Raw genomic sequence first — 13,159 nt, 5'->3', positions numbered from 1 at the left:
GCCAGAACTCGCGCAGGAGCACCGCTGGCTGAGAACGCTCGGCTTGGCAACGAGATCTTCGGCTCTACCAAGGACCCCGCCCACAAAGACCAGGCGTTCGAAGCGCTTACGCGATGCTACCCAAGTAGGTGGCAAGCGCGCGTGCCGTTGAGCGCCCGGGGTATGAATCCAGAGGCCGCATACATGGCGGCATCTAGCGTTGCCAACAGGTCTCGACGATGTCACGCGTCTCCTGTGCGAGTTCCTTATCCTCTACCGTTCCCCCAGGGAGCCCCCATGGGACCTGCCTTCGCCCACGTAGAGGTCGACCGGAATCTTCGCCTGGCGTAACCGGCGATGCAGGTGCGCCGCATTGGCCAGGAAGAGGTCGCGGGTACCCGTCTGTAGGAAGGTAGGCGGTAATCCCTTGAGCTGGCCGAACAGAGGGGATAAACAGGGGTGGCCGAGATCCGCATCGCTGGCATAGAGCCGATTGATTGGCATGAGGGGGAAGGGAAGCATCACATCCACATGGCGGTTGGTGTGGAGGCGGTCTCCCAATTCGGTCAGGTCGACTTCCGGCGACAGCGGCACCAGTCCGGCCGGCATCGGCAACCCTTCATCGCGGCCGCGCAAGAGCATCGCCAGGGCAAGATTGCCATCCGCCGAGCGGCCGATGAGGACAATATTGGCGGGTGAGTACTGGCCCAGCGCATGCCGATAGGCCGTAAGGCAATCATCCAGAGCGGCTGGATAGGGATGTTCGGGCGGCAGGCGGTAATCCGCCGAAGGCATCCTGCCGAGCGAGCCGACGCACAGGTTGATCGATACCCGCTGGAAGGTCGAGCAGCTGGCGGACGCTAATCAGATCGCTCGGGCCGCCAGGCGGCGTCCTGTGTAACAAGGGTGTGTCCGTCACTGGGCCCGAGGGTCTTCTGGCTGGTCTTCCGACGCTCAAAGGGCACCACGCGACTAGGAATGGTGGCCGGACGCTACCGGCTCAACTCATAGGCGCACATGTTCACCGTCGCCGCCAGATTCAGGGACTCGATGGCTCCCGAGCCGCCGATGGTGAAGGGCTGAGCGTTCAGGGCGGTGAGTTGTTCACGAGGAACGCCGCGGGCTTCGTTGCCGAACAGGTAACAGTCGAAGGCCTTGAACTGGGCCGACTGCACGGGCTCGCCGTGCATGTCCAAGCAGGCGAGGCGAGGGAAGCGTTCCTGCAAGCCGTCGAGTTCGACGTCGAGCTCCAGCGGCGTATGGAAGATGGCGCCCATGCTGGCGCGGACGACCTTGGGGTTGTAGGGGTCGACGCTGCCGGGGCTCAGCAGGCAGCGAAAGCCACCGAACCAGGCCAGGGTACGCAGGATGGTGCCCAGGTTGCCCGGGTCCTGGATCTCGTGCAGATAGACCGCGCGTTCGCCTTCGGCGATTGCCGGCGCGCTGGTCAGAGGCACGGGCATTGGCACCACTGCCAGGATCCCTTGCGGGGTCTTGGTGTCGGCGAGCTGCCCCATCTGCCGGTCGCTGATCAGGTGCGTCCGGAACGGACTCCGCCAGTGTTCGTAGGCACCCGTCACATAGAGTTCGGCACGTTGCAGCTGGGGATTCTGCAGCGCGGCCTTCTGTAGTTCGAGTGCCAGATGTTCGCCCTCCACCAGGAAGTGGCCGAATTCGGCGCGGTACTTCTTCTGGTGGAGTTTCTTGAGGTCGTCGAGCTTCATCAGCCAGCGGCTCGGGCCAGCGGGGCATGCTGCTCGTCGGCATCCGCAAGCATCGACTTGGCCAGGGCCTCGGCCACCTTGATGCCATCCACGCCCGCCGACAGGATGCCGCCGGCATAACCGGCGCCTTCACCGGCCGGATAGAGGCCGCGAAGGTTCAGGCTTTGCAGGCTGTCGTTGTCACGGGTGATGCGCACCGGCGAGGAGGTGCGGGTTTCGATGCCGGTCAGGATGGCGTCATGGCGGTCGAAGCCGCGGATCTGCTTGCCGAAGGCGGGCAGCGCTTCGCGGATGGCCTCGATGGCGTAGGCGGGCAGCGACGGCGCTAGGTCGCCCAGGCGTACGCCGGGCTTGTAGGAAGGTTCCACTTCACCGAATTCGGTGGAGGGCACGCCGCGAATGAAGTCTCCAACCAGTTGGCCGGGTGCGGAATAGTCGCTACCGCCCAGCTCGTAGGCGCGCGACTCCAGTCGCTCCTGCAGCTCGACGCCCGCCAGCGGATCGCCGGGGAAATCCTGCTCGGGATTGATGCCCACCACGATGCCGGAGTTGGCATTGCGCTCGTTGCGCGAGTACTGGCTCATGCCGTTGGTCACGACCCGGCCCGGCTCGGAGGTGGCGGCCACCACGGTACCGCCCGGGCACATGCAGAAGCTGTACACGGCGCGGCCATTCTTGGCGTGGTGCACCAGCTTGTAGTCGGCGGCGCCCAGTTCCGGGTGGCCGGCGTACTTGCCCAGGCGGGCCTGATCGATCATGCCCTGGGGGTGTTCGATGCGGAAGCCGACAGCGAAGGGCTTGGCTTCGATATATACGCCCTGGCGGTGCAGCATGCGGAAGGTGTCGCGGGAGCTGTGGCCCAGGGCGAGGACCACATGGCGGCTGTGCAGGGTCTCGCCATTGGCGAGCACCACGCCTTCGAGCTGGCCATCGTTGATCACCAGATCCGTCACCTTGCTCTCGAAGCGGACTTCGCCGCCGAGCGCGATGATTTCCTCGCGCATGGCTGCCACCACCCCAGTGAGGCGGAAGGTGCCGATGTGCGGTTTGCTGACATAGAGGATTTCCTCAGGCGCGCCAGCGCGGACGAACTCGTGCATCACCTTGCGGGCGTAGAACTTGGGATCCTTGATCTGGCTATAGAGCTTGCCATCGGAAAACAGGCCAGCACCGCCTTCACCGAACTGCACGTTGGACTCGGGCGTCAGGACCTTCTTGCGCCACAGCGCCCAGGTGTCCTTGGTGCGGCTGCGCACATCCTTGCCGCGTTCGAGCACGATGGGCTTGAAGCCCATCTGGGCCAGCAGCAGGGCAGCGAACAGCCCGCAGGGGCCGAAACCCACCACCAGCGGGCGCTCGGTCAGGTTCGCCGGCGCCTCGCCGACCGGGTAATAGCCGGTGTCCGGGGCGGGACGTACGTGCAGGTCATTGGCGAAGCGCGCCAGCACCGCTGCCTCGTCCCTTACCTCTAGGTCAATGATGTAGATGAACAGGATGACGCTGTTCTTCTTGCGCGCATCGTAGCTGCGCTTGAACACGGTGAAATTCAGGAGATCGGCGTCGCGCAGGTTCAGGCGGCCAAGGATGGCCTGGCGCAGTTCGTCGGGGGTGTGATCAAGCGGCAGCGACAGTTCGTTGATGCGAATCATGACAATAGTCCTGGCCGGTGACTCCGGCAAAGGAAGGGAGGAGGAGGGGTAGGGCGGCGATTGTACCCGGCGGTATCGGCGCTGTCAGGCCAGGACGATGGGCGCTCGATTCGGCGGTCTAGCGGTCGCCACGGCGATCCCTGATTCGTGCCAGGGCGTTATCGGCTTATAATCGCCGCCTCTTTGCGGCCGGCCAGGTTTGGCGTGCGTCCGCTTCTCACCCGATTTCCCGTGGTAGCTCCAACATGAAACGATCCAAAAGCAGCCGTCGCTGGCTGGACGAACACGTCAACGATCCCTTCGTAAAGCGCGCTCAGAAAGACGGCCTGCGTTCACGCTCCAGCTACAAGCTGATCGAGCTCAACGAGAAGGACAAGCTGATCCGCCCCGGCATGCTGGTCATGGACCTGGGCTCGGCCCCTGGTGGCTGGTCGCAGGTGGCCGGTGGCATCGTCGGCGAGAAGGGCCGGGTGGTGGCGACCGACATCCTGCCGATGGGCGCACTCGATAACGTCGACTTCGTCCAGGGTGACTTCACCGAGGACGCCGTCTTCCAGAAGATCCTCGGCATGCTCGAAGGCCGACAGCCCGATCTGATCGTCTCCGACATCGCGCCCAACATCAGCGGTGTCGCGGCGGCCGACCAGGCGGCGGCGATGTACCTGGTGGAGCTGACCCTCGACATGGTGCGCCAGGTGCTCAAGCCCGGCGGCAACTATGTGGTCAAGGTCTTCCAGGGTGAGGGCTCCGACGAATTCCTCAAGGATGTGCGTACCTCCTTCGAGAAGGTCTCGATCCGCAAGCCCGAAGCCTCGCGTCCCCGCTCGCGTGAGGTCTATCTGGTCGGCAAGGGCTTCAAGGGCTGAGCCGTCCAGGCGCCAGCGCGCGCTTTTCAATCTGTTCGAAGGTCCGCGGAAACGCCTGTTCGCCACGGGGGTAACCGCGACCGTAAGCAGGGGTAGGTGCGCTTCTGGCCATTTGGTCAGGGTCATTTGCCGCTTATCGCGCGGAAATCGTTGGCTAGGCGTATCCGCTGTCTGCCGTCGTTCGTTGCCATCTTCAAGGGTCCAGGCGTTAGCGGGTCTTTGTAGCACCTCGCCACCTGGCGATTGGGGCGCTACGACGTACCTGTCGCGCGTTTTGTGCAGCATCCCTGACAACTGTGAGGGGATATGTCCGTCAGGAATTAATTCCTTACCTGCTGCTAAGGTTTTTCAATCAACTGTATCCAGGCAGTTGTGGCGGCCGTCGTTCGCTTGAAAAACAGGGAGCAGGATAGATGGATGCATATGTGTTCGAGACGGCTAGGCGCCTGTTGACCGATATCTATGGGGCCCTCTACGAGATGGAGAGTGGCAGTGGCTTCAGGTGCGTGAAAGTCGAGAAGGGCCAGATCTTCTTGTACCGGCCAGGCGCTGGAGCAGCCGATGGCAATCTTGGCGAAATTGCTTTTGACGTCGAATCCCATGCGCGCAGGGCGGGGAGGGGCATTGCTGAAAGCAAGAAGTTCTTTGCGGAGCTGAAGGCCATGAATGGCCAGGCCACGGCGCGCGATAGCCGATACGACTGGCCGCGAGTGGGTTTCTCCACGAAGGAAAACGTCGAATGCATCGTGCTGAGACTGAAGCAGTTTCTTCGCCTGAACGAGTGAAAAGTTGAGGCGGGCGGGTATTCACGTGCTGTGGCGTCGCCTCGATACGCGGCCATCCCGTTCGATTGAAAGCGGCGTTAGCGAGACGCTAGGTGCCGGCTATCAGCCGGCACCAGAGCCCATTGGCTGCGCTCAGAAGCCATCAACCGGTCAGGCAGTCTCTTCGAAACGAGCGAAGCCAGCCGGCGCTCCACCATGGGGTCCGTGACGCTGGGTACCGATCAACGCCGACGTACGCTTGGCCAGGCCTGGGTCTGAACGCTTGGCGGTAGAGCGTGGCGCCTCTTGGTCTCCCGCGGCGCCGTTCAGGGTAAAGAACTCCATCAGTTGCTGAAGCTGTTCGGCCTGACTGCTCATCTCTTCTGCCGTGGCGGCCAATTCTTCGGAGGCCGAGGCGTTCTGTTGGGTGACCTGGCTCAATTGCAACATGGCGCCATTGATCTGTTCGACACCGGACGTCTGCTCTTCAGACGCTGCGGTAATCTCCTGGACCAGGTCGGAGGTCTTGCTGATGGACGGCACCATCTCGTCCAGCAGGGCGCCGGCTCGCTCGGCCAGGGCCACGCTGCCTTGGGCGACGTTGCTGATCTCCTGGGCCGCCACCTGACTGCGTTCGGCCAGCTTGCGTACCTCGGAGGCGACCACTGCAAAGCCCTTGCCGTGCTCGCCGGCACGGGCTGCCTCAATGGCGGCGTTAAGGGCTAGCAGATTGGTCTGGTAGGCGATGTCGTCGATGATGCTGATCTTGGTCGCGATGGTCTTCATGGCAATCAAGGTATCTTTCACCGCTTGCCCCCCTTCGCTGGCCTCGCGGTTCGCCTTGCCGGCCATGCCGTCGGTGACCTTGGCGTTTTCGGTATTCTGCGCGATGGAGGCCGACATCTGCTCGACGCTGGCGCTGGTTTCCTCGACCGATGCCGCCTGCTCGGTGCTGGCCTGGCTGATGCTCTGAGCGGTGGCCGATATTTCTTCCGAGGCGCTGGCCAGTCCATCGGACGCGCTGCGCACGTCACTGATGATCTGCGACAGCCGCTGGTTCATGCCGTCCATGGCGCGTAGCAGAGCGGCCGTCTCGTCGCGACCTTCGGCCTCGATGCGCTGGGTGAGGTCGCCAGCGGCCAGGCGATCGGCAATCTCGACGGCGGCCCGCAGGGGGCGGGTGATGCTGCGACTCATCAAGAAGCCCAGCAGGATGCCGAAGGCCACACCCACGGAGATGATACCGATCAGCATCACCCGGCTGTGTTCATAGAGCTGGTCGGTGAGGTCGTTGGCGTCGCTGGCATTCTGCTCTTTACGCTTGGACAGCTCGGCCATCAGCGCGCCAACCTGATCACCATAGCGACGGACACTGGCGAGTTGGTTGTCCAGTACCGGATCTGCCTCGCGCAACGCACGGTCACGAGCGAGCGTCATGGCCTGATCCAATTGGGTGGTATAGCTGGTGAGCAGGTCGTCGATTTGCCGGAAGTTGTTCGCCGACGCTTCGCTGTTGAACAGAGGGCGGGCTTTGGCCAGATTTTCCCTTACGTTGGCGAGGCCTTGTTTGACTTCCGCCTGGGCGCGACTCCGGTCCTCGTCGCTGGCTGCCAACAGGTAGTTACTGCGCGCACGACCAATGAAAATAAGATTCAGGTTGGCGTCCTTGATGTATGACAACCCCAGCAGTTCGTTTTCATAGAGTTGAGTTGCCAGATCATTGATCTGGCTGCTGTTGTTCAGACCCGCGACCCCAACCACCAGGCTGATGGCTGCGACGGCAATAAAGGACACGATAAGGCGGGTGCCGATCCTGAAATTCTTGAACATGTGAAGCTCCTGCTAAAAAGGGCGGACGGTAAAGTCCAGCCCGCAACTAAGAGGGAGTAGTGACGCCATTAGTCAGGCTTTCGGATGGGTCGTGTAGAAATTTATAGTGGCGCTAAGCCATGGAGATGAGTGGTTCGGGTTATTAGCTAGGCCGTCGCGCATATATTTAACGCGCAATTGGTTGTTGCCATTCCAGTTATCCCGATAACTATATAGTAAGGGTAATCTCCTGTAGAAAGGGTTTGGTAGATCGAAGAGTGGCGTCGTGGAGAGCCGCGTGGCGGATGGCGACTCTAGCGGTCGAATGCACTATAAGGACTTTTCAACGTCGCGGATTATAATAGAAAACTGGTGCCGCTCAACTTTCCGGCAAGTATCGAGCTAGCTGCGCTTCAACGAGCAGACGGTCAATAGTCGCTCCAGATTCCACGGTTTTGGCAGCAAGGTCATCTCGGAGAGGTGCTGGGCAGGGCCATCGAAGTACCCGGATGAGACGACGATGGGTAGCGTCGGTTGGAGCCGCCGCGCACTGAGCGCCAGATCAAATCCGGTCTTCGAGCCTGGCATCCTTACATCGGTGAACAGCAGGTCCAATGGCGGATGATTCTGTTCCAGATAGCGACAGGCGTCATCAGCGGTACTAAAGACCAATACTTCGCATTCATGCTCTTCGAAGATATCTCGGAGCATCTCAGCAAGTAGCCTTTCATCTTCAGCAATAAGGACAAGGCGATTCAAGGATGGACCTGGCTATCGTAGGACGTCGTTAGACAGGGACCGCCATGTCGGCTGCTGTTTCCGCGTTGTACGACGAGCTGGTGCTTGTACATGTTTTGTACAGTCGGCAATAGAAGACCCTTTCTGGGTGCTGGCCTGTGCCGCACAACAACTATCGTCGCTGGGATCCATGAAAAGAATAGCTTTATAAAAGGCTAGCTCAGTTAGCGAGTCCTTGTTCGATTGATCAAGCCGCTTCAAGCCTCGCGAGGATGACCCCAGGCGTTCCCCTAACGCTGCTGTCGCCCAATTGACTTGGCTGAGGGCGGGCGTCGCGGTACTCAGCCTATACCGGGTCGGTAGAATGGGGAAAGTATCCGTCATTACATAACCCGCGCCTGGCGCGCAGTGCGATTGCGGAGCAATGACGCCTGTCCTGATCGCCCCCATCCAAGGCGCCTTACCACTAGCCCTCAGGCAGACGGCGCACCGGAGCGTAGGCAGGGCAGCACATGGGCCACATAGTCGGCCTTGCCCAGCTCCACACCCTGGGCCCGCAGGATGGCGTAGGCGGTCATCACATGAAAGTAGAACTGCGGCAGCGCCCAGTCACGGACGAACTGTTCGGCGGTGAAATCGAACACCAGCCCCTGGGGTAGTTCGTGCGCGACGGCCGCTCCTTCCGTGAGGGGAAACCCGTCGGCCGGAATGGTTTTTACCCTGTCCAGGGTTTCCTGGATTCGGGTCTGTGCCTGGGCGAGCGTACCCGGCTGTTCCGCCCCATTGCGTCCCTCGTCGAGCAGAACTTTCAGCTCGGGTGGAAAGCTCTGGCCGTATAGGCGCAACAGGCCTTCCTGGGCCTGGACGCAGGCGAAGCGAATCTGAGTCGCCAGGGGAAACATATCGGGCGCCAGTCGTGCGACCAACAAGGCTTCGGCGGCGCCGTCCGGCCGCTGGACCTCCGCCTTGTCGAGCCAGGCCGACAAGGCCTGGAGCATGCTCACGTAGGTGGGGACGAGGATATCCGTGAAGTTCATGGTGAGGTCCTTGAGGGTTGTCGCAGGGAGACGAGGGCACTCGGCGCGTGAGCTGAGAGGGCGGTGGCAAACAGACCTGGTCTACCAGCACGCACTAGTAGAGCGTACTGGCGATACGCTGTGGCAGGGCTTGATCGTAGGCGTCTCCATCCACCTTCTCGGGGCAGAGGCTTTTTAGAATCGCGCCAGGAGTAGGCAGCGCACTGCGCGCCAGGTGTTTGGACGCATCCCACAGGCCGGCCCTGATGACCGCGCGGCTGCATTGGAAGTAGACGCTGGAGACCGTGACTTCCAGAACGGTGCGGGGACGCTGGCCGTTGACCTCGAAACGCGCCAGCAGCGCCGGATCGACCGCTATCCGGGCGGTGCCGTTGATGCGCAGGGTTTCGCCGATGCCGGGAATGAGGAACAGCAGGGCTACCTGAGGATCCTGAAGAATATTGCGCAGCGTATCCAGGCGGTTGTTGCCACGGCGATCTGGCAGGTAAAGGGTTTTCGAATCGTGGACATGGACGAAACCCGGTGCGTCGCCTCGTGGCGAGGCATCGAGTCCCTCGGGCCCTGAAGACGCCAGGATGACGAAAGATGCTGCCTCTATGAAGGGGCGATAGACCGGGTGGATATGATCGACTTCCTTGAGAATCGACGGTGTCGCGACCTGGCCATAGAGGCTTTCCAATGCCTGGATCGTGGAGATGTAGTCCTGGTTGTCGTCGTTCTGCGCCATGCCCGGCTCCTTGCTCTAGGTGGTTTGCGCTAGCCCACGGCTTTCGCAGCGGATAAAGGTTCTTGGTGAACTGTAGCCGATGTCCATGGGGCCTTCGCCCGGCGGAGGACACGCTCCTGCCTCATCCGCCTGGCCGGCTTCGTTCGTCAGCAAAGTTACCATTCGATAGGAAGCGGGTAGCGCCTTCAGCTGATGCTAGGTCAATGCGAGCTGAAGAAAGGCAGTCGATTCGGTGCTGATGGACCGTTGTCGCTGTCTCAAGAGACCCGGCGTACAACGGCTATCGCCTGGAACACGCCCATTGACCGACTAACGAGAGAACCCCCAATGACCACTCCGCTACGCCTGTACGAATTGGCTGGTGCCGACGACAGCTGCCGCTTCAGCCCCTATTGCTGGCGCGTGCGCCTGGCGCTGGCTCACAAGGGCCTACCGGTCGAAACCGTCGCCTGGCGCTTCCACGAGAAGGAGGCCATTGCCTTCTCCGGGCAGGGCAAGGTGCCTGTGCTGGTCGACGGCGAGCACTGCGTGAGCGACAGCTGGGCCATCGCCGAGTATCTGGATCACCAGTACCCTGATCGGCCCTCGCTGCTGGGCGACGCTTCGCTCAAGGCGCTGACGCGTTTCGTCAGTCAATGGGTGGCGGACAGCGTGCATCCGGCACTCGCCCGGTTGATCCTGCCTGATGTCCATGCCGTGCTGGACGAAGCCGACAAGGACTATTTCAAGCAGACCCGCGAAGCGGCGTTTGGGGTATCCCTGGATGAGCTGGCTAGCCAGCGCGAGGCATCGCTGCAGGCCTTTCGGGCGATCCTGAAGCCGTTGCGTAGCACCCTGGCCCAACAGGATTATTTGGCGGGTGACGCGCCGGCCTACGCCGATCACATCGTATTCGGTGCCTTCCAGTGGGCCCGGGTCGTCAGCACCCAATCGCTATTGGCCCAGGACGATCCCCTCACGGCCTGGTGCGAACGCATGCTCGACGCCTACAACGGCCTGGCTCGACAGGCGCCGCAGGCCGCGTGAAGACGTAGCGGGCGACCCATGCTGAATTGGTGTCCGGTGAGCATGGGTCGACTCGTCTTTTCCCGTATCGAGCCGCCAGCGGCTGGATACGGTGCTCCGCAGTGGGTCAGTGCCGCTCCTGCGATGGGGTTGCGGCAGGATTGCATACCGTTTTCGCAACCTTGCCGATGGTCAGGCCCTGACCCAATATCGAGCAGATCACCACCACGTACGTCAGGGTGAGGATTACGTCGCGCTCGCCGCCGATGGGCAGGGAAAGGGCCAGCGCTACCGAGATCCCACCGCGCAGGCCACCCCAGGTCAGAATCCGCCAGGAGCCGGGGACCAGCCGAAATTTCCTGCCCAGCAGCCCCACGGGGATTCCCACCGTGACCAGGCGCGCCAGTAGCGTCAGCACCGCGACCATAACCCCGCCCAGCAGCAGCGGAGGGGCCAGGTCGATCAGGATGATTTCCAGTCCGATCAGCACGAACAGCACGGCATTGAGGATCTCATCCAGGGCTTCCCAAAAGGCGTCGATCCGTTTGCGTGTGGTGTCCGACATCGCCAGCGCCCGGCCATGGTTGCCGATGATCAAGCCGGCGACCACCATTGCCAGCGGACCGGATACGCCCAGGCGGTTGGCCAGGGTGTAGCCGCCCAGGACCGTCGCCAGGGTGATCAGGATCTCTTCCGGATAGCTGTCGATGCTGCGCAGCATGACAAAGGCCAGATAGCCCACGACCAGCCCCAGCAGGATGCCACCACCCGCTTCGTGGGCGAAGATTTCCAGGGTGCTGGTCACGGTGATGGGTTCGTCGTTGACCAACGTCGCCAGGAGCACCGAAAAGAGCACCACACCCACGCCATCGTTGAACAGCGACTCGCCCGCGATGACCAGTTCGGTGTTCTTGGGCGCTCCGGCCGTCTTGAGGATGCCCATGACGGCGATGGGGTCCGTCGGTGAAATCAGCGCACCGAAGATCAGGCAGTGGATCAGCGAGAGCGAGACGTGGGTAAAGGACAACAGATAGAACAGCGCAAATCCGACCACCAGGGTGGATACGGTCGTGCCCACGACCGCCAGCAGCGACAGCTGCCAGCGAAAGGCTCTGAGCTCGCTCAGATCGATATGCAGGGCCCCGGCGAAGAGCAACACCGACAGCATCCCCTGCATCAGCAGTTCGGAAAAGTCGATGGAGCTCAGCAGGTTCTGCTCGTAGTCGCGGACCAGAGGAAACCCGAGCCAGTCCAGCCCGATGCACCCGAGGGAAAGCGCCAGGGCGATGGCCATCACGCCGATCGCTGAGGGAAGCCCGACATAACGACGGTTCAGAAAAGCCAGAACCGCCGTTATGAAAAGAATGATCGCTGCCAGTTCCAGCATGGGCCGTCTCCGAGGGGGATCTATTGGATGCCGTGTTGCGTCCAGGCATCCCGCTGAGTGTCATCCTGCCGATCCTTTTCCAGCGGAAAGTCCGCGGGCAGGGTTTCGACATAGAGGCTTCGGCTGGAGAGGGCGAAACGCACGCCGATCTTGGCGAAGGCTTCCATCATCTCGATATTGATCGCCTGCTGGATATCCATGTACACGTTGTAGCTGGCATCCAGCACGATGTAGACGACTTCGAATTCCAGCGAACTGTCACCAAAGGTCAGCAAGTGGGCGCGGTCGAAGCGCGTCTTGTCCTGCCGTTGAATGATCTCCTTCAGGGCCGTGGTGACCTGCTTGATCTGGTTTGGCTGGGAGGCGTAGGTCAGTCCGAACTTGAAGACGATACGGCGCTCTTGCAGCTTCTTGTAATTCTGGATGGTGCTGCCGATCATCTCGGCGTTCGCCATGACGATCTGCTCGCCGCCCAGGCTTCTGATCCGGGTGGTCTTGAGGCCTACGTGTTCGACCGTGCCCGCCAGGGAGCCCACGACGATGAAGTCACCGACCTCGAAGGGTTTGTCCACCGCAATGGAGAGGGATGCGAACACATCGCCCAGGATGTTCTGCACGGCCAGGGCGATGGCGATGCCGCCGACGCCAAGGCTGGCGACGAAGGCAGTGATGTTCACCCCGAGGTTGGACAGCATGGCCAGGCCGACCACGGCCCAGAGCAACATCTTGGCCCCCCAGAGCGACAAGGTGGCCAGGGCGCTGCCCTGGTAGACGTCCGCCTGGCTATGCTTGACGAAGTAGTGGTGTACCGCCAGGGCCACCGCCCGGTTGGCCCATAGCCCGACCTGCAGCGCCGCCACCACGAACCAGAGGCTGCTGACCCGGGTCAGCCAGCGTTCGGGCAAGTCCAGTATCCCTACGCCGATCAGAATGGCGGCCAGCAGCAACAGCGTATTGCTGGTGCTGGACAAGACCTGAATGGCGATATGGCTGACATGGGCACCCGGTTTCTCTGCGCGGGACCGCAGGTTTCTCAGGACGAAGCCGATGACGGTTCGGGCGAGGGTGAAGCTGAGCAGGATGGTGCACAGCATGGCGAACCAGTTGGCCAGCGAGATGCCGAGCAGACTGGTCGATAGCATGACGTTGAAAAATCCTAGATCCATAAAGCAGGGGTCTTCTAGCTGATTTAAAAATAATCACGACCAGCCCGGTCAGGCGTTGTCGCGACTCGTTTTATCCAGCGCTCTCTTGGCCAACTGGAACACAGGACGCAGTCCGCCAGTTCGCCGTTCTATCAGGAACCTGCGGATCGCATCAGCCGGGTTTGAGTCCATTGAGCCGGTGCCGTGCCATTTTTTTTCGCTTTTTGGCGCATGCAACCAGTGGCAAAGCAGCCGCGATCAATAGTGAGCGCCTTTGGCCTGGGCGTTCTGGCGGGGGTGCGGACTGGCTGAATAGAAGGGGTCGTCCA

The 13,159-nt window shown here is 61.6% G+C and carries 12 protein-coding genes; 3 read left to right on the top strand and 9 right to left on the bottom strand.

What is annotated here, in order from left to right; genetic code table 11:
• Nucleotides 1-252: 252 nt before the first annotated feature.
• The 3 genes from APT59_RS13145 to APT59_RS13135 form a co-directional block, all read right to left on the bottom strand.
• Entirely contained in the window at nucleotides 253-774 is a 522-nt protein-coding gene (locus APT59_RS13145; protein WP_059315262.1) for an alpha/beta hydrolase, read from the bottom strand.
• Nucleotides 775-971: 197 nt separating this feature from the next.
• The gene (locus APT59_RS13140) at nucleotides 972-1,703 is read right to left on the bottom strand and encodes a TrmH family RNA methyltransferase (protein ID WP_059315261.1); all 732 of its coding nucleotides are present in this window, start codon (nucleotides 1,701-1,703) and stop codon (nucleotides 972-974) included.
• Nucleotides 1,703-3,352: an NAD(P)/FAD-dependent oxidoreductase gene (locus APT59_RS13135; protein WP_059315260.1), complete on the bottom strand. Its 1,650-nt coding sequence runs from the start codon at nucleotides 3,350-3,352 to the stop codon at nucleotides 1,703-1,705. The genes APT59_RS13140 and APT59_RS13135 overlap by 1 nt, the downstream gene beginning before the upstream one ends.
• A gap of 245 nt (nucleotides 3,353-3,597) precedes the next feature.
• Here APT59_RS13135 and rlmE point away from each other — a divergent pair, with 245 nt between their 5' ends.
• Nucleotides 3,598-4,218: a 23S rRNA (uridine(2552)-2'-O)-methyltransferase RlmE gene (gene rlmE / locus APT59_RS13130; protein ID WP_059315259.1), complete on the top strand. Its 621-nt coding sequence runs from the start codon at nucleotides 3,598-3,600 to the stop codon at nucleotides 4,216-4,218.
• 413 nt (nucleotides 4,219-4,631) lie between these two features.
• Nucleotides 4,632-5,003, top strand: coding sequence for a hypothetical protein (locus tag APT59_RS13125; protein ID WP_059315258.1), 372 nt, complete (start codon nucleotides 4,632-4,634; stop codon nucleotides 5,001-5,003).
• A 150-nt stretch (nucleotides 5,004-5,153) separates the two neighbouring features.
• Here the strand turns inward: APT59_RS13125 and APT59_RS13120 are convergent, their stop codons facing one another.
• The 4 genes from APT59_RS13120 to APT59_RS13105 all read right to left on the bottom strand — a co-directional run bounded on the left by APT59_RS13120 (nucleotide 5,154) and on the right by APT59_RS13105 (nucleotide 9,293).
• Nucleotides 5,154-6,812, bottom strand: a complete 1,659-nt coding sequence (locus APT59_RS13120; RefSeq protein WP_059315257.1) for a methyl-accepting chemotaxis protein — start codon at nucleotides 6,810-6,812, stop codon at nucleotides 5,154-5,156.
• A 381-nt stretch (nucleotides 6,813-7,193) separates the two neighbouring features.
• The gene (locus APT59_RS13115) at nucleotides 7,194-7,550 is read right to left on the bottom strand and encodes a response regulator (RefSeq protein ID WP_059315256.1); all 357 of its coding nucleotides are present in this window, start codon (nucleotides 7,548-7,550) and stop codon (nucleotides 7,194-7,196) included.
• A gap of 452 nt (nucleotides 7,551-8,002) precedes the next feature.
• Entirely contained in the window at nucleotides 8,003-8,566 is a 564-nt protein-coding gene (locus tag APT59_RS13110; protein WP_059315255.1) for a DUF1993 domain-containing protein, read from the bottom strand.
• 94 nt (nucleotides 8,567-8,660) lie between these two features.
• Nucleotides 8,661-9,293: a pyridoxamine 5'-phosphate oxidase family protein gene (locus APT59_RS13105; RefSeq protein ID WP_059315254.1), complete on the bottom strand. Its 633-nt coding sequence runs from the start codon at nucleotides 9,291-9,293 to the stop codon at nucleotides 8,661-8,663.
• Nucleotides 9,294-9,620: 327 nt separating this feature from the next.
• Between APT59_RS13105 and APT59_RS13100 the strand changes: the two genes are divergently transcribed.
• Nucleotides 9,621-10,319, top strand: coding sequence for a glutathione S-transferase family protein (locus tag APT59_RS13100; protein ID WP_059315253.1), 699 nt, complete (start codon nucleotides 9,621-9,623; stop codon nucleotides 10,317-10,319).
• Nucleotides 10,320-10,425: 106 nt separating this feature from the next.
• Here the strand turns inward: APT59_RS13100 and APT59_RS13095 are convergent, their stop codons facing one another.
• Both APT59_RS13095 and APT59_RS13090 read right to left on the bottom strand, forming a co-directional pair.
• A complete protein-coding gene (locus APT59_RS13095; protein WP_059315252.1) occupies nucleotides 10,426-11,685 on the bottom strand; it encodes a cation:proton antiporter in 1,260 nt (419 codons plus the stop codon).
• Nucleotides 11,686-11,705: 20 nt separating this feature from the next.
• Nucleotides 11,706-12,851 (bottom strand): mechanosensitive ion channel family protein, encoded by a 1,146-nt coding sequence (locus tag APT59_RS13090; RefSeq protein WP_059315251.1) that lies wholly within the window; start codon nucleotides 12,849-12,851, stop codon nucleotides 11,706-11,708.
• Nucleotides 12,852-13,159: the final 308 nt, after the last annotated feature.

This window comes from Pseudomonas oryzihabitans (genome assembly GCF_001518815.1).
Taxonomy (GTDB): Bacteria; Pseudomonadota; Gammaproteobacteria; order Pseudomonadales; family Pseudomonadaceae; genus Chryseomonas; species Chryseomonas oryzihabitans_E.
The sequence above is the reverse complement of the archived record's forward strand: the minus strand, read 5'-3'. Positions and strand labels throughout refer to the sequence as shown.